Source organism: Haloplanus natans DSM 17983 (genome assembly GCF_000427685.1).
GTDB lineage: Archaea > Halobacteriota > Halobacteria > Halobacteriales > Haloferacaceae > Haloplanus > Haloplanus natans.
Genome location: NZ_KE386573.1, coordinates 765273 through 785112, shown reverse-complemented (window position 1 = coordinate 785112; position 19840 = coordinate 765273). Strand labels below are relative to the sequence as shown.

The window sequence follows — 19840 nt, the reverse complement described above, 5'->3', positions numbered from 1 at the left end:
CCGCTACACCGAACGAACGCTGTAGGCGCGTAACGCTATTGTATCGACGCCGACATACGACTACGCGACTAGGGTGATACGTGATGACACATGCCTCGGCACTCGACGTGCTCGATCAGCTCGCCGACGAGAGCGGCAACTACCTCGAAGTGTTGGACGAAGGGTCGATGACGGTCGAAATCGGCCGCCACGCCGCCGGTGAGGCGGTCCCGAAGAACCCACACACCGAGGACGAACTCTACTACGTCGTCGCCGGCACGGGGAAGGTGCGGGTGGGCGACGACGTCCACGCCGTCGAACCGGGCGATACCGTCTTCGTCGAACGGGGACTCGAACACGACTTCTTCGACATCGAGGAGGACCTCGTGACGCTCGTCGTCTTCGCCGACTCGTCGCATCCGAGTTCGTACGCGATACGCGAGTAGCACCCGGCGACGGACGGCGCCGCGTTGCGAGGGTCGGTCCAACCGCCGCCGTTGCGACGGGGGCCCCGCCGGGCCGTCTCGACGGTCACCGGAGACACAGTCGGTCTCATAGTGTTTATCCTAAGTCAGTACCGGTGGATCGCCGGACCGTCGTGGCGACCCACCGGTACCCAGTTACAATAAACAGTATCAGTCCTCGGCCGGCGGCTCGCGGCCGCGGCCGGGGTCGTCGTTCGCGATGAGCGGGAAGGCGTTGAACACGAGCCGAATCCGGTCGCTTCCGGGGTACGCCGTACAGGTCAAGCGGGCCCCGTTCTCGACTTGCTCGTCCGTGAGTGCCAAGTTCATGTCCATCTCGATCTCCCCGCTTTTGATCACCGCCGCACAGACGTTACACGTCCCGGAGCGACACTGTGAACCCCATTTGAGGTCGTGTTCCTCGGCGGATCTGAGAAGCGTCTCGTCGCGGTCGATCTCGATCCGACCGTAGCGGTCGTCGTCGAGGTTCGCACGCGCTGCCTTATCGAAGAGGTTCTCGTCGTCGATCTCCCACCCGTGTTCGACAATGGATTGGTAACTGAGATACTCGAGCTCCGCGGGTGGGAGGTCCTCGCCGTCGTCGTCGTCGGTGTTAGCTCCCGGGCCAACGGCAGGGAGTTCGATGCCCATCGTAGATGGTAGATACACACACATACATTAAGTTTGTTTCGAGCAGTCCGCGCCCATTGGGTCACCGTCCCGAAGATGTCACCTTCTCCGCCCTAAAGGGCGGAGCTTGTCGGTGGACTCCCGTTCTGGCCGACCCTACTGGGTGGCAGGCGAGTAGCCGCCGTTCACGTTCAGCGTCCCCGACTTCAGGGCGAGGTGACGTGTCGCCCCTCCGTGCGGAGACTTTTGCCCCGCACGGAGTAGCCGAAATCCGATGTTCTTCGCCGCGTTGTAGTCCGCATTGACCTCGTAGCCACACTTCTGGCAACAGAACCTCGCTTGTGACGGGCGGTTCTCGTCTAGCGTCGTCCCACACTTCGAACACCGCTTGGACGTGTACGCCGGGTCTACCTGCGTGGCGTCGATACCCTCCGCTTTGGCCTTGTACGCCGTGTAGTCGTACAAGCGGCGGAACGCCCACGCATGGAACTTCTTTGCGCCCGGCATCCGGTCGCGGATGTCCCTCAACTCCTCGAAAGCTATCCGGTCGCACCCGTGCGCGACGGCTTCTTGGACGATTGCTTTCGAGATACGGTGTAGGTAGTCCTCTACCCACCGTGTCTCCCGGTCGCCCATCCGTTCGATTGTTCGGTGGGCTGATTCCGTGCCTGTCCGTTGAAGATCGCCACGGACCCGCTCGTACTCCCGACGGCGGTGATTGAGGTAATCGCCGCTCCAGAACATTCCGGTTGACGTGACGGCAATCTGTTCGATACCGAGGTCCACGCCGAGGACTGTGCTGTTCTCGGCGTCGCCTTCGTCCGGTATCTCGGACCCCACGTCAGCCTTTGTTCCGATGTGGAAAAAAAGGTGTCCGTCGCGTCGCGGTACTGGAGCGTCGCACCCGTGACCTCGTAGTCGTCGTCGCGGAGGTACTTCGTGTGCGGGTTGTCTCCCTCTGGTGGAAGGACGTATTCGGCTTCGATACGTCCGTTCACCGTGGAGAGGGATACGCGGTCATCGTGGAACGTCGCGCTCCGTTTGTCGTATCTGACGGATGGGGTCGTGAAGTGTGGTTGTGACGCCTTCTTGCCGTTCTGCCAGCGGGCAACGACGCCCTTGATGGCTTCTGCGGCTTTGTTGCGTGCGGATTGAACGAGGTTGGCTTGAAGCCGTGTCTGTTCGCGCACGTCGGAGTACGTCCGGTCGTGGAGTTCGGTTTTCGAGGTGGGCTTGTAGTCGTCCTGCCACGCGTCTCGGACGACGTAGTTGCACGCCCACAGGTACTCCTCGACGGTTTCGTGGAGGAGAGTCGCGTCGCTGTCGTCCATATCGAGTTTGACGACGACCGTGCGACGCGCCTCCGCCATATTTCATATGTAACATCTCACATTCATATAGGTTGCGTCGGGTGTGGGGAGTCGGTGGGCCACCGAACGGCGGTTGTTCCTCACCGTGTCGCGTTCCTCCCCGCCGTGAACGGCTGTCTTTTACCCGTAAGTTCACCGAGTCCCAAACAGACGTTTCAGACGCTATCGAACCCAATCTGTGACCGGAAGATTGAGATGGGGAGTGATCCGGGCGATGATCTCGGCGGTGGGGTGGGTACTGAATGTGGGAAACGAGATCAGCAAAATCGTTCCATAGGAGTGTTACATCTGTAGATATCGGGGTTTCGGTCGGATTTATTGACCTCGACAGCGACTCGATTTGTGGGTAAGAGACAGCCGTTCACGGCGGGGTTTCCCGCTCGTAGAAAGATGAGTCGCATACGCGGCCGGGGTCAGCGGGCGCTGGGGGCGGGTGACACCCGTCCGTACGCGATGCCATCCGCTCCGGAACGACCATCCAGCTTGACATCACTCCCGGAGTGCGCGGACACGTGAGGGGACCGTGCCGTCGGTCCCGGCGACCGCGGCGTCGGCGAGTGGCGTCTCACACGCCGAACAGCGGACCTCGAGCAGCGTGTGGGGGCGTTCACAGCAGGGGTCGACGGTCCGTTCGTCGAGGGTAACGCCGCCGCCGCAGTCGGGGCACGTCCGAGCGAACAGTCGAAGGTCACGACACAGGTCGACCCGTCGCCCCGGACCGACGTCGTCCCAGCCCGCGACCGTCGTCGCGAAGACGCGGGCCGCGGCGATGTCGGCTCGCATCGCCGCGACGGAGAGCCACCGGACGGATCGAGACCCCTCGACGACTGCCCCGGTGTCGGCGTGTTTCGAGACGTCGTCGGTGCCGAGCGCGTCGCAGAGGTCGGTCTCGGTCGGGGCGCCGGAGGAGACGTTCTCGACGGCCGTTTCCCATCGGTCGCCGAAGTCGTCGGCAAGGGTCGGGCCGTCGGGGTCGTCGCGCTCGTCGAGCGCGCCGGCGGCGAGGAGCCAGCGCTCGCTCGGGGCGTCGTCGCCGACCGGGCGGACGGTGCGGTCCGCAACCGGCTCCTTGCCGAACGCTCGGAGCACCGGCGCCGGGAGATACCGCTTCGTCAGCGTCGGGGTTCCGGGAACGAGGTAACCCCGGAAGTAGACGGCCGCAGTGCAGACGACGAACGTGCCGACCCCGCTCCAGGGGCCGACGAGAATCCACGTCGCGGCCGACAGCCCCACCGTGACGAGGAGGTTGACGACGGTACACGGCCCACACCGATTCTCGCCGGTGTACTCGGGTTGCCGAAGCGAGTCAACGACACGCATCACCGCTCGGTAGGACCGAGTGGCACATAAATTTCGCACCGCAGGAGCGACGGCGGGTCGTCTCATAGTGTGTACTGTAACCGTGTACCGGTGGTTCGCCAGAACGGGTCGGCGAACCACCGGTACTGACTTACAATGATTACTATCAGTCCTTGACGAACAGATACGTTTCGCCCTCGGTCGACTCGTCGGGTTCGATGTCCACGTATCCGTGTTCGGTGATATCGTCGGGAAGCGCGCGGGTCGAACTGTACGCCGAGGGGATTTCGAGTACCTGCCGAACGTCGATATCCAACTCGTCGGTCGCCCGCTGGAGGTCGGCTTTGTCGAAGGGGATGTCCTCGTCGGTGTCGGCCCCCGCCTCCAGTTTGTGCTCGAATACGCGCACCAGCGTCGCGGGATACTTTCGCATACTGTCTTTGGGTTCCACATGATTAATAAAACTACTGTGCGGACCACGACCTGCGGCCACTCGCCACGCGGGCCGCATACCGCGTGGCACGGGTGGTCCCACGACGCCTCGCCGACGAGGTGCTGTCGAAACGATCACTCGGTCGGAGACGAGTCGAGGGGGTCGTCGGTCGGGAACCCGTTCTCCCGGTCGCGTCGTTCGGCGTCGACGGTTTCGATCGCCGTCTCGAAGTGGGCCGCGGTGAGACGGATGGCGTCCGGCGTCGTCGACGGGGTGTCGACGAAGCTCCGGACCGCAAGCATCGCCGCCTCCCGACAGACGGCTTCGATGTCGGCGCCGACGTAACCGTCCGTCCGGGCTGCCAACTCCGTGAGGTCGACGTCGGCGGCGAGTGGCCGGTCAGCGGTATGCACGTCGAAAATCTGCCGTCTCGCGTCGGTGTCGGGGATGCCGACGCGGATATGTCGATCGAAACGGCCGGGGCGCAGCAACGCGTCGTCGACGAGGTCGGGCCGGTTGGTCGTCGCGATCACGACGACATCTTCGAGCTCTTCGAGGCCGTCCATCTCCGTCAACAGCTGCGAGACGACGCGTTCGCCCACGCCGGACTCACCGCCGACGCCGCCGCGCTCGCCCGCGATAGCGTCGATTTCGTCGAAGAACACGACGGTCGGAGCGTTGGTGCGTGCCTTCTCGAAGACCTCGCGGATGCCCTTCTCGGACTCACCGACGTACTTATCGAGTAGCTCCGGTCCCTTCACCGAGATGAAGTTGCTCGCCGCCTCGTTGGCGACGGCTTTCGCGAGAAGCGTCTTGCCGGTGCCGGGCGGGCCGTACAGAAGGATTCCCTTCGCGGGGCGCAACGAGACCCGCTCGAACGCCTCGGGATGTTCGAGGGGCCACTGCACGGTCTCGCGGAGGCGGTCGATGGTTGCTTCCAGCCCACCGACGTCGTCCCACCGGACGTCGGGCACCTCGACGAACACCTCGCGGAGCGCCGAGGGATCGACGCCTGCGAGGGCGGCGTCGAAGTCGGCCGGTCGGACCCGAATCGAGCCGACGGTCGCCGGGTCGAGGGCGACACCAGCCGCGACTTCGAGTCCGTTCCGGCGCAGGGCGTCGATGGCCGCCTCGTCGACGAGGCGTTCGATGTCGGCGCCGACGAACCCGTGTGTCCGCTCGGCGATTCGGTCGAGGTCCACGTCGTCGGCGAGCGGGACGGCCCGCGTCGCGACCGAGAGGATCCGACGGCGATCGTTTCGGTCGGGAACGGGAACCGCGATTTCGCGCCCGAAGCGGCCGCTCCGACGGAGCGAGGGGTCCAGACGCCCGGGGTCGGTCGTCGTGCCGATGACGACGACACGCGAACTCGGGTCGTGGTCGTCGAGCGTTGCGATGAGCCGCGCGGTCCGGCGGTGATCGAGTTCGCCCGACCGCTCGCCGGTCAGGGCGTCGAGGTCGTCGAAAAACAGGATCGACGGCGCACTTGCCTCCGCCTCCGAAAGGGCGCTCTCGAAGGGATCCGTCCCGTCGATATCTCCAGCCACCAACTCGGCGCCGGAACGCTGGATCAAGGGGAGGTCGGCTTCGGCAGCGAGCGCCCGGACGAGCAACGTTTTGCCCGTCCCTGGGGGACCATGTACCAGCACGCCACCGGGTGGGTCGACGCCGAGCGCATCGAAGGGTTCCGGCGTCGCCAGCGGCGCTTCGACGGCCTCGCGGAGTTGCTCGATGACGGACTCCATCCCACCGATATCGTCGTATCCGGGCGCCGCCCCGCCGCCGACCGACCGCGTGACCGGGGCCTCGAAGGACGCACCCGAAATCCGGATCGACGTCCACCCTTTCACTGCGACGACCCCGTCGGGTTTCGTTTCGTCGACGTAGACGTGCGTGCCGTGGTCGGCGGCCGCCGTATGGCCGTTCGCCGGACCGTCGTCGTCGAGTGTCAGCGTCTGCCCGCCGACGATGGGGCGACCCTCGAGGGCCTCGACGACGTCGAACGCGGCCGCTTCGGAGAGGTTGGGTGGCAACGAGAGCGTCACCCGTTCGGCCGATTCGGGAACGGTAGCCGTCACCTCGACGGTATCGCCCCGCTCGGCGTCGAGCGAGCGCCGGACCGCAGGTTGGAGCCTGATTTCGCCGTCGTTCGTCGTGGCGTTCGCTCCGGTCCGTACCCGGGTGGCGGTGACCGAGTCGCCGTGTTCGATCCGGACGGCGTCGCCGTCGCTCACGCCAAGCGTCCCCATCGTCTCCGCGGCGAGGACGGCCGCGTCGCTATCGTCCGAACGGAGCGACGGTTTGATCACTAGCTCCATCGGTTGGCTTCTGGCAGTCCTGACATATCAAAACGTGGGTGGTCGCTGAAGTAGTGTTTAGATAAGCCTGTGAAACTGGGAGCACCTCGAAAGCCCCCGGCGTCTCGGCTCCCGGGACTCGCTGCGCTCCTCACTGCGTTGCGGTGCTTGCGTCGTCCGGGTACGCCGAGACGCCGGCCCCTTTCAGTCCCACCCGGCGGCGGCCGGGTGGCCAGCCGATGCGGGTGGGACTGAAAGGGGCGACTCGCTGGAGGAAGGCGGCCGACGCAAGGACCGCAGGCCGAAGGCCGAGGACCGCAGCGAGGTTCGCGCACGGCGAAGCCGTGCGCGTGTTCGAGGCGGCGAAGCCGCCTCGCTACCCCCGACTCCAGCGAGTCGGGGCTTTCGAGGTGTCCCCAGTCCAAGTACGCTAATCTAAACAGTACCGTCGCTGACGCCCATCGGACAATTATATACAGACTGAGTAGGCGAGCAATTATGAGTATTCTTAATGTTACATGATCATGTAGGACGTATGCCGTATGGCAGGTGAATACAAACCACGTATTACTGACCGTGATCGAGAGGTCCTCACGACGGAGTTCGACGTCGGTGCTTTGGACGACGATCCCGAAGCAGTCCTCGACCTGTTGACCGACATCGAGGGGACGGATGCGGCGCCGTTCGAGTCGATGGGGGCAGCGATCAGAAACGATCTGAGTGAGTCCCTCGACGCGGACCTCCTCGACTCGGCGGTCGACGACCTCGAAGCGGTCCTCGAGGATGCAGAGTCGGTTCGAGAGGCAGGGATCCCGGAACGGCATGGGCCAGGCGATGCGGGGGTCGAAGAGCTGTACCGTGAGCTGATCGCCCCCGTGTGGGAAGCGTATTACCATCTAATCGATGTCGGGTTCTTCGAGCGTATCGAGGACACCCTCCCCGGCTTCACCGAGGAACATCTCGACCACACGGCCGAGGGAACCCTCGCGACGGGGATGCTGACCGACGAACTGGCCAACGTCGGGTTCGACGAACACGAGCGAACGGCGCTACTGCTCGATCTCGTCAGTAACGACACTCGGCTATCGCACTGGGTTCAAGCCAAGGAAATCCCCGAGGGTGTCGAGTTCGATGTCGACTACGTCCCGCCGTTGTACCATCGGGCGGTCGGCGGCGGGCTGCTGTGGGTCAAGGCGCTCGATCGGCACCTCAAGCAGAAGGAAATCCTGCTCACGGACTCGATCGTCGACGACGCGTTCTGGCGGACGAAGGCCATCCTCGGCGGTGTGTATCTGTTCCTGCGTGCCGCCCACGCGGTGGCGAACGATGACGGGTCGAGCGACCGCCGGATCGTCGCCGCACTCAGTTCTGGGGCTGCGATCACGATCGTCAATCAAGAGGAGTTGATGCAGGAAGCGTTCTGGATCAACGAGGAGAACCGCGCGCCCTCGCCGGCGAGATAACACGATACGGATACCAAACAAGATAATGGCAGTCGAAGAAGACGAAGCTATCAAGGCAGCGAGCGAAACGATCGTCGAAGAGACCGACCTCGGCTATCAGGTGTTCAACGCACCCGATGAGGCGGTGCTCGACCAGCACGATACGGATCGAATCCCACGATTCGACGTGACCCAGGAGATGCTCCTGGAGAGCGAAGACCCCGAGAGTTGGCTGATGTTCGGCAACAACTACGAGGGACACCGCTACACCACCGCCGACGTCATCACGAAGGACAACGTCGGGGAGCTGGAACTCGAATACGAGATGACTGTCGGGGCCAACTCCAGCATGGAGGGCTCGCCCATCGTCGTCCCCGGCGACCCGCCGATCATGTACCAGGCCAACGGGCCGAGCCACGTGAAAGCCATCGACGCCCGCGAGGGGGAGGTGCTCTGGAGCTACACGTATCCCGCGCCGGAGGATGCCGTCCTCTGTTGTGACGACAACAACCGTGGCGTCGCGGTGTACGAGGACAAAATCTACATGACCTCGCTGGACTCGGGCGTGCAGGCGCTCGATCGCTACACCGGCGAGGAGCTGTGGTACACCTCCACCGAGGACTACAAGGACGGGTACTCCTCGACGTGGGCACCGATCGTCTACGACGGAAAACTGTTCACCGGGTCGGCGGGCGGCGAGTACGGCGTCCGCGGGTTCCACTGCGCGCTCGACGCCGAAACCGGTGACGAACTGTGGCGGATGCGCACCTGTCCCGAGGAGGAGTGGGTCGGCGAATCCTTCAAACAGTCCGGCGGGACGAACTGGATGACGCCCACGCTCGACACCGAGCGCGAACTCCTCTATTTCAACGTCGGCAACCCGAGCCCGGACTTCAACGGCACCGTCCGGCCGGGGCCGAACCGGAACACCTGTGGCACGGTCGCCGTCGACATCCACACCGGCGAACTCCAGTGGGCACATCAGGAGTCCTCACACGACATCTGGGACTACGACGCGGGCATGATGCGGATGCTGCTCCGCGACATCGAGGTGCCACACCGTGACTACGAGGGCGACGTCGTCTACAGCGCCGGCAAGACCTCCTGGTCGTACGTGGTGGAGCCCGAGACCGGCGACTTACTCGTTCGCGGGGAGCCGATCACCCAGCAGATCAACTTCCAAGAGATGGTCCCCCACGTCGACGAGGAGCGCGAGTACGTGATGTTGCCGGGGCTGCTCGGCGGGCAAGACTGGCAGCCGGCGTCGTACAACCCCGAGACGGGGCTGTGTTACCACAAGACGCTCAACACCCCGCACTCGGTGAAGTGGCGCAACGAGGAGTACAAGCCGGGAGAGAAGTTCTGGGGCGGTATCGTCGACGTCGAACCGGACGAGGAGGATATCCCGGACGAGTACAACGGCCACATCAGCGCCATCGCCGCGGTCGACCCGACCACGGGACAGGTCGTCTGGCGCGACTGGATCGACAGCGACCGGTACCTGTGGGGTGGCACGATGTCGACGGCGACCGGACTGCTGTTTGCCGGGACCCAGAACGGCAACATGGTCGCGTACGACGCCGAAAACGGCGACCGACTCTGGGAGTTCGACCTCTCGGAGAAGGCCATCTCCGGCGACCCGGTTAGCTGGTACGACCCCGGGACGGAAAAACAGTACATCGCGATCCAGGTCGGCGGCAGCGGCTTCGTCGGGCGCGGTCCGCGAGGGGACCGTCTCGCCGTGTTCTCGCTTGGCGCCTGAGACGACCCGTCGGATCGCAGTGTCGGTGGGTCGCCGGGCCGTCCGGAACGACGCCCGGCACACCTCCATTTTTTATCGACGAGGTGTATACGATACCTGTTCACGAGGAACAGCCATGACGATGAAAGACATCAGTGCGATCGACGACCTCGAACGGGCCGTTCGGGCCGACCCCGCGATCATCGAGACGGCCGAGGATCGGCTCCGTGAGCAACTCGCGTCGGAGCGGCCGGCCGATCGGATGGACGCCGGCCGGGCGTTGCGGGCGGCCGCGGAGCACGACCCCGAACTCGCCGTGCCCTACGAGGAGACGTTCGTCGACTTCCTCACCGCCGAGAACGGCTCGCTCACGCTGTCGGGGGCGATCGGACTCGCGGAGCTTTCCGGGCACGACCCCCAACGGCTGACGGATGCGGTGCCGACGCTCGTCACCGCCTTCGAAGACACTGTCGCGCCGTCCATCGAGGAAGCGATCGTTCGGACGCTCACGCGGATCGGCATGACCGACCCGGAAGCAGTGACGCCAGCGGACCGGGTCATCGCCGACCGCCTCCCCGAGGCCACGCTGCCGACACAGATCGCCATCGTCCGCTCGTTCGTCGGGGCGGTCGTCGAGCGGCCGGAACTGTTCGAGGCGACGGTCGGGGCGTACGCGACAGCGACCGACGCCGATCGGCAGGTCGTCGCACAGGGGGCCGTGCGCGCGCTGGCGGCGGTCGCATCGGTCGATGCGGAGATCGTCCCGAGCCGGGAGCAGGTGCTGACACGAGCCGAGGAACTCAGCGCGCTCGCGAAGGCCGATCCCCGTCCGAACACGGGGCGTGAGACCCGGGCGGCCGCGCGGGCGCTCACCCGGGCCTTCGAGGAGGATCGAGCGGTCCGAACGGACGGCCCGTAGGCCGTGCCGGGCAGGGGCTACGACCCGTTATCTCGGGATCGCTGCGGCGACATCCGATCCCGTTCGTACCGCTTCCGAAGGGCCGCCCCACCGACCAGACAGGCCAGAAGCGCCGCGTACCAGACGAGATGCGCGGGGCTGTCGGGCGAGAGCCACGCCTCGATCGCGGCCATCCCGACGGCGTACGCGACGAGCCCGCCCCCGGCGAACGACGGGAGGTCGGCGCCCGCGACGCGTGCGAGCGCCGCGCCAAAGCCGACGGCGAGGAGGGCGACCAGCGCGAGCGTCGGGGCGTCGCCGACGACGGCCGCGAGACGCGTCCAGTAGACCGCTCGCGGCGGCCACAGCGCGACCCCGGCGAGAACGGTGGCGACGGCGCTTCGCGCCACGGCGTGAGGCTCGAGGGCCATCGGTGGCCGTTCGCGGCGGGGTGGGAAAACGGTGGGGGAGCGGTAGCTGCACACAGTACCAACGGGTCGGGGGTCGTGGTCCGGCCATATCTGTCCGATCCGATCGAACACCCACGAGGTGACCGTCTGTGACGGTGTATCGAACAGCGGCCGTGGGATCGTCCAACGTTCGCCATCCTCGTGAGGAGGGGCTGGAGGGTGTGAACTACCCCGCCCTACTCAGCCGCCGAGGCGGCTTCCTTGAGGGCGGAGCTTCCTGCTTCTACGACGCGACTTGCATCCACGACGAAGGACGAATGTTCGCCACCGTCGGTAGACACAGCGGTTGCAGTCTCCACAGGCATGTCTTCGGAGTGAACCACTCCTAGTTTGTCAAGTCCCCAAGAGAGGACGTTGAGAGCCGCATTCCAATCCCTATCGAGTTCGAACCCACACGACGGACACGAATGCTCACGAACCCACAACGGTTTCTGCGTCTCCACTCCACATGACGCGCATTCCGTAGTCGTTCCACGTGAACTGACTTGCACGACGTGGCACCCGTTCTTATCACCGTGGTGTTCGAGAATGGTGATAAAGTCTCGCCACCCGACTTCGGCTTTGTTACGCGCGTTTTCAGGGGATTCGAGCATCCCTTTGATGTTAAGATTCTCAACGAGTACGGCATCATACTGGGTGGTGTAGGCGTGTGCGAGTTTGTGCTTGTAATCGTGCTTTTTGTTCGACATCCGCACGTGAATATTCGCGACGTGCCGCCGCTGTTTCTCCCAGTTGTTCGACTGGTAGGTCTTTCGAGAGAGTGAGCGTTGCTCACGTTCGAGACGCCGGCGCTCGTCGGCCAAGTCAAGTTTCCCGATTGAGCGTCCCTCGGAGTCGTGGATGAAGTTGAGAACGCCGAGGTCGAGCCCCACAGTGTCTGCTGGTTTGATGTTCTCGACAGCAGGTTTCTCTGGAGTCTCAGTCTCGATGCAAAACGAGACGTACCACGCACCGCTCGCTTCCTTTTTGAGCGTGACTTCTTTGATGGAGTCGTGGTCGGGAAGGTCTCGATGGAGACGGATTGGGATCTCCCGAGTGTCTCCTTTGAGTTTCGTGAGGGTGAGAACGCCTCGACCGTTCGGGCCACTCTTCTTGTCGAGTTCGAAGCCCGATTGTCGATAGGTGAAACTCCTGAACTCACGCGGTTTTTTCCAGTTCAACGACCCCACGTCGTACCCGTTTGCTTTGAGTTTCCCGAGGTTCTGAATGTTGTCGCGGATGCGTTCAACGGATTTCTGCAAGACGGTGGAGTAGACTTGTCTCAAGTCTGACCACCAGTCTTTCAGTTCGGGGATGGTGTCACGCACCATCCAGACGCGTTGGCGGAGTGTGCCCGCGTCTTCAGGGATGTCGTTGAATTCGTTGAGTGCGTGGTTGTAGAGTTGTCGCACGGTATTTCGTTGCCAGTCCATCGCTTCGCGTTGCTCCTCAGTAGGCAACAGGCGGAAGCGAGGGCTGTAGTTCATACGACGTGTCAAATTGTACGGAATAAAGTGCATTAATGGTGTTGATTGGGTGTTTGCAACTGGTGCGGGCGCTGTATCCCCTCCCTACTCGCTCACTCCACTTCGTTCCGTTCGCTCCTTGAGGAAAGGGGCTTAGCGCCCTCTCTTTCAGCTAAACATAGGGCCCGTCCGTACGCCTCGGTCTCGTGTTGCTCCCAGCGACAGCAACGCATCTCCGTGTTGAGTCTCGACGACGGGAATACGGCTGAAACCCGCGTTAACGACGGATTAGCGCGGCAAACTGCCCGTTAATTAACCGGGTGTGGTGCCTAGCAGTAGGCGGGCAGGCGGAGGATGGCTCCGCCTGGAGGCACCCACGAATGACGGACGAACCACTGAACCTTTCACGACGGAAGGCCCTCGCGGCGCTCGGGACGATCGGGGCCGCGTCGGCCGGCGCGGGACTCGGGACCTCCGCGTACTTCAGCGATCAGGAAACGTTCGAGAACAACCGGCTCGTCGCCGGCACGCTGGATCTCAAGGTTGCCTGGCAGGAACACTACTCGGACTGGATGGACAACGACTACGGTACCGATCCGCCACTCGGGGCGGAGACCCGGTTCGCCCGCATGCCAGACGAGGGCGAGTCGCCCGACATCTCGCTCCCGCCGGGCGACGGCCAGACCGACGCCCGTCCCATCGAACTCGTGTTCGTCGACGACGCCGACGGCGACGACGAGGACGGGTTCGACTCCCGGCCCGACGAGGCCGACGGCGGTCGACAGTTCTTCCGGAACACGCGCCGAACCGAGGTGAACGACGGCATCTACGGCGGGCCGGACACCCTCTGTGGAACCGAGTCGGATACCGACAGTCGGGTGCTGATCGAGATCGAGGACCTGAAACCCGGCGACTTCGGGTTCGCGCTCTTTCGGCTGGAACTCTGTGACAATCCGGGCTTCCTCTGGCTGAACGGCGGCCTCGACGGGGCGAGCGAGAACGGCCGGACCGAACCCGAACGGGACGACCCCGACGAGGAGACCGGCACGGTCGAACTCCTCGACGAGGTGCAGGTGGCGTATGCGGTCGGGACGACGAACGATATCGCGGCCGGGCCGGGCGCGAATCCGCTTCCGCTCCCGCAGAACGGCACACTGGAGAACCAGACGACGCTCCGGGCGTTCCTGAACGACCTCGCGAGCGAGAAGGGCATCGGGCTCGCGGGTGATCTGCCGGCCGAGGACGGCGGCGGGATGGGCCGGAACTGCTTCTCGGGCGAGACGAGCCACTACGCCTCGGTCGTTTGGTGGCTGCCGATCGATCACGGCAACCAGGTCCAATCCGACACGGCACAGTTCGACCTCGGCTTCTACACCGAGCAGTGTCGGCACAATGACGGCGCCGGCGCCACGTCGGCGTCGGCGCCCGATGGCTGGGCGGTCGACGCACAGAGCGAGCCGACCAGTCTCGACGAGCCGGGTGACGAGCCACGGTACGGCAGTGCGGTCGATATCGGCGACGGGATTTCCGCCGTCGGTGCACCATTCGAGGATCACTCGGTCGACGCCGGGTCGGCCTACGTCGACGGGCAGGAGTTCGAGCCCGGATCGTTCGTCGGTTCTGGCGAATCTCCACTGATCGAGGCCGGCGACGAGTTCGGGACAGCGGTGGCGTACGATGCCACCCCGAGCGGTGATAAGGAGTTCCTCGCCATCGGGGCACCGGGCGACAGCCCTGGGAGGGTCTATATCCTCACCCGAGTTGGCGACGAGTCCGGCGACTGGACGCTGTTCGACGTGGTGGACGGCGATCAATTGTCACTAGCGGATGAAAACGGAGGCGAGCCGTCTCTCGACAGTGACAGTAACGCCCGGTTCGGCGCCGCCGTCGACATCGACGCGACCAGCAGGTTCGTCCTCGTCGGCGCACCGGGGGCCAGCGGTCGCAACGGCGCAGCCCGACTCGTCGAACTGGACGCATCCGAATCATCGCCTGAGGCGTTCATCCTTGAGCGGCCGCCCGAGGCCGGCGAGGGGTTCGGGACGGCCGTCGCGCTGGAGTTCGGTCTCGACGAGTTCGGCGGGATTTCTATCCTCGTCGGTGCACCGGAAGCAGCGCTCGGCACCGAGGGACCGCGTGCGGGAGCCGTCTACGACTACGTGAGGGGCCCGGAGAGACCCATCAAACTCCGGCCGTTCAGCGGCGAGTCCGGCGACGCGTTCGGTGCTGCCATCGACGTCTACGCCGGCAGACTGCCTATAGACGGAGGAGAGGTCGTCACTCCGGTCGTTGGCGCGCCGGGAGTCGATGGCGGACGCGGAGCCGCCTACGTTTTCAGTCGAGTGTCCGATATTTTGGAGCCGATGGATGGTGACGTCGGGGCGACGGACTTCTCGGTTAGCGGCAGGCTGACCGAGACGGCGAGACTCACGGCCGACGGCGGCGCGTTCGGGTCGTCAGTCGCCGCGTTCCGAACGCCGGCCGAGACGGAGGGGACGTTCTTTGCTCTTAACGTCGTTGTCGGGGCTCCAAACGCCGGGACAGGAACAGCCAGCCTGTTCCGAGCACCAGTGTCGACCTCCGGCGAGTCCGGCGATCCAATCGGCGTCTTCGAGGAACTCGGTACCTTCACGCCGGGGTCGGGCGCCGCGCAGTTTGGTAACAGCGTGGCCTATCACGGTGGATCGTACGGTGAGTCGGACGATGGAGGCGACGTTCTCGGCACTCTCCTCGTCGGCGCGCCGGGCTCGGACGGCCGTCGCGGCCGGGCTGTCGAGTTCACACGCCTCGACCTTGATGAACGTGGCGATGGCGAGGACGTGTCGGGGGCGCTCTAGACGGGCCGCGTCGTCATCGTCCGCATCATTGCATACGGCTATCGGATCGTGTTGGAGTGCATTGGGGAGTCAGGGTGCCACTCCTCGTGTAGTGTGTTATTCTGTCAACTTCTCTATCGATCTACTCGACGGTCGAGAGCGTGACGTACGAACAGGAGAACAACTTCGTGGGCCAAGCCGACTTCCTCGGGTCGATCCCGCGGGCGGCCGTCGAGCTGAGCAACGATTTCGTCGCCTTCGACGACCCAGTGTTCGCCGTCGGTATCCACGCGGTCGGTCCGGCAATCGGCTCCGGCGATGCGACGAACCTCGACTCGCTCATCGGGCTCAAGATACTCGAACCGGGGACGTACACCGACGTGGAAGTGCCGATCTTCCCGGCCGTCGTGTTTCCCGAACTGACCGACATCCAGCAAGGACAGACGTTCCCGCCGAATCCAAACGGCGAGACGGAGGTCCGCGCGGCCATCTGGGAGGCGCTGAGCCCGAGCGGACTCGACGAGGTCGACCAGCCCGATAACGCCGACGACGTACCCGACGACCCGTTCGAGCGAGTCGATCCCTTCGCGGTGAGTGCCCCCGCGACCATCTCGGATCTGGATCAGAGTCCGACCTTCGAGCCGACCGACTCGTCGACGCCGACCGCGATCGCCATGGACCTCGACAATCGACTCGACGATCCGATCGCGTCGATTCGCGTCGACGAGGCGTTCGGTGGCCCGACGCTCGCGACGCTGACAGGCGGTCCGCTCCCGATCCCAGCCGGTGCTACCCAGGTGCGGTTCGAAGGCATCGCCGTCGTCGGCGCCGGCACCACCGTGGAGATCGTGGCGCTCGACAGCGACGGAAACACGCTCGATACGGATACCGGAGGCGTGTCCGACGCAGGGGAACTCGATCCGAACTTCGGGAGCATCTGAGGCGCGGGCCAACTACCCTTACCGCGATACGCTCCAGCATCGCCTCGGCATCGTTGGAGGTGGATTCGGGGTCTGAGCGCGTCATGGTGGGCTGCGCCGGGGCCGTTCGGCGGATACTCGATTCACGAAACGGGCCACCTGTTCGTCGGCGACGACGTCCCCACTCCGACGTTTGCGGCGGCCGGCGACGGACGGTGGGCGCGGGGTCGACGCCGACGCCCTCGGCACGGACTAATAGTGTTTATTGTAAGTGACGCCGATTGTGGTGTTTCGCCGTCGGCACGGGCCATCACCACGCAGCCGTCACCACCAACGCCACCACCGAGACCAGCACGGTCGACAGCCAGACGGCCGTCGCCACCGCCACGACGTGACTGACGAGGAGCCAGCCGAGGAGGTAGCCGATCGGCGCGGTGGCCACGACGACCGACGCGGCGGTGACGGGATCGAGCGGGGCGAGGCGGGGGCGAGACGGCATACCGGGAGGTGCCGCGCCGTGGACATGAATTCGGGGCCACGCCGGCGGTCCACCTGCCCGTGACCGGCTTAACCTCGACTGGACGCTGGCGCTGCTCGGCGGGGTCGCAGTCGGGCGATTCTCGATGGCGGCGGCGTTCCCGTCGTCGCCGTCTGCCGTCGCTGGTCGGTGACGACGGCGGCCGGGACTCGTGGTGGCGACGACGAGCCCACTACTCCATCTGCGGGGTCGAGGAGTGGAGTCCTCGGCCGTCGAGTTGCGGGTACTCGGCCCCAGCACACGGGATACACACCGCGTCTCCGTCCCGGTCGACGGCCTTCGAAGCCACGACCGATTCGCCACAGTCGGCACAGGTCACGTAGTCGTGCGTGGGCGCGGACGCGGGAACGTCGACCTCGACGCCGGTCTCGACCGCGCAGAACTCCTGGAGTGGACGCCCGATGAGGGCGAACGCGTCGTCCGGGCGTCGCTCCCGGACCGCCGCCCGGTCCTCGACGGTGATCCGGACGCCGGGCGCGCCCCGTTCCGCCACCGTGACGGCAGTCTTGCCGTAGTCGCGATAGACGAGTGCGCCGTTGCCGAACGTACAGCCGGTGACGTACTGGACGGCGTCGGCAAAGCAGTCGTTCGTCTCGACCACCGCCACGAGGTCCTCGCTGCCCTCGGCGAGGGCACCGAGTTCGCGCCGGGCACGGACGCCGGCCATCACGCCGAGCGCGAGGGATGGACAGAAGTGACCGTGTGTCTCGGCGGCCCCCAGCAACAGCGACTCCCGATCACCGGCGCGGACGAACCGATCCACGCGGCCTCGGGGCGCCTCGCGACGGTCGTCGTCCGCGACTCGCGACGGACAGTCAAGCCCCGGCGAGTGGGGCTTGATGTCGAGGACCGGCGTGCCGTCGATGGCGTCCAGTCCCCGGACGCGGAGTTCGCGTCCGTCGCGGTCGAGTAGCTCGACGACCGTCAGTCCGATCGGGGTCGGGCGGTGGGGGCTCCGGCACGCGAACGTCCCCCGTTCCATCCCGTATCGACGCGGCGATTTCAGCGTGTAGCCGTCGGACTCGTCGATGTGGAACAGGACGACGATGTGGTCGTTGCGCTCGATACGGTACAGCCCGTCCTCGTACGCGTGCTCGACGACGATAGTGCTCTCGTGACGGCGCATCTCGTCGGGATCGCCGGGGTCGTCGAAGTCGCTACGTATCGTGCCAATCTGAGTGAACGTCGCTGTCATTGGTCCGTATCGGTGATCGCAGTCGTCGAATCGGAGGAGCCCTCCCCCGACGCATCGCCGGCCGGTTCCTCGGGGATGATGACGTACGCACCGTTGTGGCGCTCCGTGCTCGCTCGGACGCCGAACACCGCCTCGAGATTGGACGGCGTGAACACTTCCTCGGGAGTGCCGGTGGTGTAGACGCCGCCCGTTTTCAGCATCGCGACAGTGTCACAGTAGCGCGCCGCCAGATTGAGGTCGTGAATGGCCAGTACACCGGCCAAGCCGCGGTCGATTTCCTCACGAATCACGTCCATCACTTCGAGTTGGTGGCGAATGTCGAGGTCACTCGTCGGTTCGTCGAGCAACAGGACGTTCGGGTCCTGTGCGAGCGCGCGGCCGACCATCACTTTCTGTCTCTGGCCGCCGCTCAGGGTGTTCATCTTCCGCAACGAGAGATCCGACAGCCCCAGTTTCGCCAGGATCCCCGAGACGGTTTCGAGGTCGTCGGAGCCGGGCTGCCAGTTGATGTAGGGCTTTCGCCCCATGAGTACCGTATCGAAGACGGTCGCGGAGTACGTCTCGTTCTCGCGCTGGGAGACGTACCCCATGGTCTTTGCCACGTCGTTACGCGTCAGCGACCCGATGTCGGTCGCGTCAACCAACACTGCCCCGGCGTCCGGGGAGAGAACGTGGTTGATGCATTTGATCAGCGTACTTTTGCCCGTCCCGTTCGGACCGATGAGGCCGAGCATCTCGCCATCGCTGACGGTCAGGTCGATCTCACGAAGGACCGGGTGGTCGGAGTAGTCGAACGCGAGGCCGTCGATATCGAGGTTCACCAGTACTCCCTCGCGGTGAGGACGAGGTAGATGAAAAGCGGTGCGCCGAGAAACGAGGTGAGGATACCGACCGGCAGGACCATCGGCGAGAAGAGCGTCCGGGCGACGGTGTCCGACAGGAGCAAGAGGACGCTCCCGACGGCACACGAGAAGGGGATGACGAACCGGTCGTCACCGCCGATGGTCTTGCGAACGATGTGGGGAACGACGAGGCCGACGAAGCCGATGATGCCGGTGAACGCCGTGACGACGGCCGTGGCGAAGGAGGCGATAAGCATCCCGCGCATCCTGAGCGCCTCGACGTCGACGCCGAGACTCTCCGCGGTCTCGTCGCCCGACGATAACACGTTGTAGTTCCAGCTGTTGTAGATGAAATACGCCATCGAGAGGACGGCGACGGTCGCGATGATGCCGACGCCCTGCCACGTCGTCCCGCCGACGTCACCGAACGTCCAGTAGACGAGCGCCGAGAGTTCGTCGGGAGCCGCGAGATACTGCAACCCCGAGAGGGCCGCGGAGAACAACGACCCGAGGGCAACGCCGGTAAGGATCATCGTCTCCGGCGTGGCTCTGGTGTATGTCGCCAGCGCCAGGATGACGCCCGCCGAGATCATCGAAAACGAGAACGCACTCGTCGCGATGAGATACGGATTGGTGACGGAGACGGCGCCGCCGGTGCCACTCCCGACGGTGCCGCCGATGCCGATGGTTCCCGCGCCGACGACGATGATCGCGAACGCGGCACCGAACGCAGCGGCCTGTGAGATGCCGAGCGTGAACGGCGAGCCGAGGGGGTTGTTCAACACCTTCTGCATGACGGCGCCCGAAACCGCCAGTGCAAGCCCGGCGAAGATCGCAGTCAGGACGCGCGGGACCCGAATCCGCCAGATGATCCTGTTGGAAAGCCCCGTATTGGCGCCCAAGAGGGTCGCGAGCGCCTCCGAGACGGGTATCTCGACCGCGCCGACGCTGATCGAGAACAGGGCACCGCCGATCAAGAGGACGCCCGTGACGGCGCCGAAGATGACCTTCCGGTGGACGAACCGTTCGTACTCGGAGACGGTGGTGTCTGTGGCCACGGT

At 64.9% G+C, this 19840-nt stretch carries 16 protein-coding genes and 1 pseudogene; 6 read left to right on the top strand and 11 right to left on the bottom strand.

The features are described 5' to 3' along the window. The first annotated feature begins 83 nt into the window (after positions 1 to 83). Complete coding sequence (locus HALNA_RS06350; RefSeq protein ID WP_049935563.1) at positions 84 to 425, top strand: cupin domain-containing protein; 342 nt, start codon at positions 84 to 86, stop codon at positions 423 to 425. A gap of 189 nt (positions 426 to 614) precedes the next feature. Here the strand turns inward: HALNA_RS06350 and HALNA_RS06345 are convergent, their stop codons facing one another. The 5 genes and pseudogenes from HALNA_RS06345 to HALNA_RS06325 form a co-directional block, all read right to left on the bottom strand. Continuing rightward, entirely contained in the window at positions 615 to 1094 is a 480-nt protein-coding gene (locus HALNA_RS06345) for a 2Fe-2S iron-sulfur cluster binding domain-containing protein (protein ID WP_049935562.1), read from the bottom strand. A gap of 135 nt (positions 1095 to 1229) precedes the next feature. Continuing rightward, positions 1230 to 2443, bottom strand: a pseudogene (locus HALNA_RS21600) (RNA-guided endonuclease InsQ/TnpB family protein). Between the two features lie 489 nt (positions 2444 to 2932). Beyond that, positions 2933 to 3763: a hypothetical protein gene (locus HALNA_RS06335; RefSeq protein ID WP_049935561.1), complete on the bottom strand. Its 831-nt coding sequence runs from the start codon at positions 3761 to 3763 to the stop codon at positions 2933 to 2935. 145 nt (positions 3764 to 3908) lie between these two features. Beyond that, positions 3909 to 4175 (bottom strand): hypothetical protein, encoded by a 267-nt coding sequence (locus tag HALNA_RS06330; protein WP_049935560.1) that lies wholly within the window; start codon positions 4173 to 4175, stop codon positions 3909 to 3911. 134 nt (positions 4176 to 4309) lie between these two features. Continuing rightward, positions 4310 to 6493 (bottom strand): AAA family ATPase, encoded by a 2184-nt coding sequence (locus HALNA_RS06325; RefSeq protein ID WP_084509925.1) that lies wholly within the window; start codon positions 6491 to 6493, stop codon positions 4310 to 4312. A 521-nt stretch (positions 6494 to 7014) separates the two neighbouring features. Here HALNA_RS06325 and HALNA_RS06320 point away from each other — a divergent pair. The 3 genes from HALNA_RS06320 (at position 7015) to HALNA_RS06310 (ending at position 10574) form a co-directional block, all read left to right on the top strand. Next, positions 7015 to 7935 (top strand): hypothetical protein, encoded by a 921-nt coding sequence (locus HALNA_RS06320; RefSeq protein ID WP_049935559.1) that lies wholly within the window; start codon positions 7015 to 7017, stop codon positions 7933 to 7935. 25 nt (positions 7936 to 7960) lie between these two features. Then, positions 7961 to 9676 (top strand): pyrroloquinoline quinone-dependent dehydrogenase, encoded by a 1716-nt coding sequence (locus tag HALNA_RS06315; protein ID WP_049935558.1) that lies wholly within the window; start codon positions 7961 to 7963, stop codon positions 9674 to 9676. Between the two features lie 115 nt (positions 9677 to 9791). Next, a complete protein-coding gene (locus tag HALNA_RS06310; protein ID WP_049935557.1) occupies positions 9792 to 10574 on the top strand; it encodes a hypothetical protein in 783 nt (260 codons plus the stop codon). 17 nt (positions 10575 to 10591) lie between these two features. Here HALNA_RS06310 and HALNA_RS06305 read toward each other — a convergent pair whose 3' ends face one another. Continuing rightward, the gene (locus tag HALNA_RS06305; protein WP_049935556.1) at positions 10592 to 10984 is read right to left on the bottom strand and encodes a hypothetical protein; all 393 of its coding nucleotides are present in this window, start codon (positions 10982 to 10984) and stop codon (positions 10592 to 10594) included. Positions 10985 to 11199: 215 nt separating this feature from the next. Beyond that, complete coding sequence (locus HALNA_RS06300) at positions 11200 to 12489, bottom strand: RNA-guided endonuclease InsQ/TnpB family protein (protein ID WP_049935555.1); 1290 nt, start codon at positions 12487 to 12489, stop codon at positions 11200 to 11202. Between the two features lie 359 nt (positions 12490 to 12848). On the opposite strand from HALNA_RS06300, the gene HALNA_RS21450 reads away from it, so the two are divergent. Both HALNA_RS21450 and HALNA_RS06290 read left to right on the top strand, forming a co-directional pair. Continuing rightward, the gene (locus tag HALNA_RS21450; protein ID WP_049935554.1) at positions 12849 to 15305 is read left to right on the top strand and encodes a SipW-dependent-type signal peptide-containing protein; all 2457 of its coding nucleotides are present in this window, start codon (positions 12849 to 12851) and stop codon (positions 15303 to 15305) included. A 140-nt stretch (positions 15306 to 15445) separates the two neighbouring features. Continuing rightward, positions 15446 to 16225: a hypothetical protein gene (locus tag HALNA_RS06290; protein WP_049935553.1), complete on the top strand. Its 780-nt coding sequence runs from the start codon at positions 15446 to 15448 to the stop codon at positions 16223 to 16225. A 289-nt stretch (positions 16226 to 16514) separates the two neighbouring features. On the opposite strand, the gene HALNA_RS06285 is transcribed toward HALNA_RS06290, so the two are convergent. From HALNA_RS06285 to HALNA_RS06270, 4 genes are all read right to left on the bottom strand, one after another. Beyond that, on the bottom strand, positions 16515 to 16703 hold the full coding sequence (locus tag HALNA_RS06285; RefSeq protein ID WP_049935552.1) for a hypothetical protein: 189 nt from the start codon (positions 16701 to 16703) through the stop codon (positions 16515 to 16517). A 211-nt stretch (positions 16704 to 16914) separates the two neighbouring features. After that, entirely contained in the window at positions 16915 to 17937 is a 1023-nt protein-coding gene (gene tsaA, locus HALNA_RS19260) for a tRNA (N6-threonylcarbamoyladenosine(37)-N6)-methyltransferase TrmO (protein ID WP_084509924.1), read from the bottom strand. Then, positions 17934 to 18758: an ABC transporter ATP-binding protein gene (locus HALNA_RS06275; protein WP_084509923.1), complete on the bottom strand. Its 825-nt coding sequence runs from the start codon at positions 18756 to 18758 to the stop codon at positions 17934 to 17936. The genes tsaA and HALNA_RS06275 overlap by 4 nt, the downstream gene beginning before the upstream one ends. Next, positions 18755 to 19837, bottom strand: a complete 1083-nt coding sequence (locus HALNA_RS06270; protein WP_049935551.1) for a FecCD family ABC transporter permease — start codon at positions 19835 to 19837, stop codon at positions 18755 to 18757. Before HALNA_RS06270 ends, HALNA_RS06275 begins: the two co-directional genes overlap by 4 nt. Positions 19838 to 19840 lie beyond the last annotated feature (3 nt).

Excerpts from the sequence above, each read along its gene's own strand:
- HALNA_RS06300 (WP_049935555.1), bottom strand. The coding sequence starts at position 12,489 with ATGAACTACAGCCCTCGCTTCCGCCTGTTGCCTACTGAGGAGCAACGC.
- HALNA_RS21450 (WP_049935554.1), top strand. The coding sequence starts at position 12,849 with ATGACGGACGAACCACTGAACCTTTCACGACGGAAGGCCCTCGCGGCG.
- HALNA_RS06350 (WP_049935563.1), top strand. The coding sequence starts at position 84 with ATGACACATGCCTCGGCACTCGACGTGCTCGATCAGCTCGCCGACGAG.
- HALNA_RS06345 (WP_049935562.1), bottom strand. The coding sequence starts at position 1,094 with ATGGGCATCGAACTCCCTGCCGTTGGCCCGGGAGCTAACACCGACGAC.
- tsaA (WP_084509924.1), bottom strand. The coding sequence starts at position 17,937 with ATGACAGCGACGTTCACTCAGATTGGCACGATACGTAGCGACTTCGAC.
- HALNA_RS06310 (WP_049935557.1), top strand. The coding sequence starts at position 9,792 with ATGACGATGAAAGACATCAGTGCGATCGACGACCTCGAACGGGCCGTT.
- HALNA_RS06320 (WP_049935559.1), top strand. The coding sequence starts at position 7,015 with ATGGCAGGTGAATACAAACCACGTATTACTGACCGTGATCGAGAGGTC.
- HALNA_RS06335 (WP_049935561.1), bottom strand. The coding sequence starts at position 3,763 with ATGCGTGTCGTTGACTCGCTTCGGCAACCCGAGTACACCGGCGAGAAT.
- HALNA_RS06315 (WP_049935558.1), top strand. The coding sequence starts at position 7,961 with ATGGCAGTCGAAGAAGACGAAGCTATCAAGGCAGCGAGCGAAACGATC.
- HALNA_RS06285 (WP_049935552.1), bottom strand. The coding sequence starts at position 16,703 with ATGCCGTCTCGCCCCCGCCTCGCCCCGCTCGATCCCGTCACCGCCGCG.
- HALNA_RS06305 (WP_049935556.1), bottom strand. The coding sequence starts at position 10,984 with ATGGCCCTCGAGCCTCACGCCGTGGCGCGAAGCGCCGTCGCCACCGTT.
- HALNA_RS06325 (WP_084509925.1), bottom strand. The coding sequence starts at position 6,493 with ATGGAGCTAGTGATCAAACCGTCGCTCCGTTCGGACGATAGCGACGCG.
- HALNA_RS06330 (WP_049935560.1), bottom strand. The coding sequence starts at position 4,175 with ATGCGAAAGTATCCCGCGACGCTGGTGCGCGTATTCGAGCACAAACTG.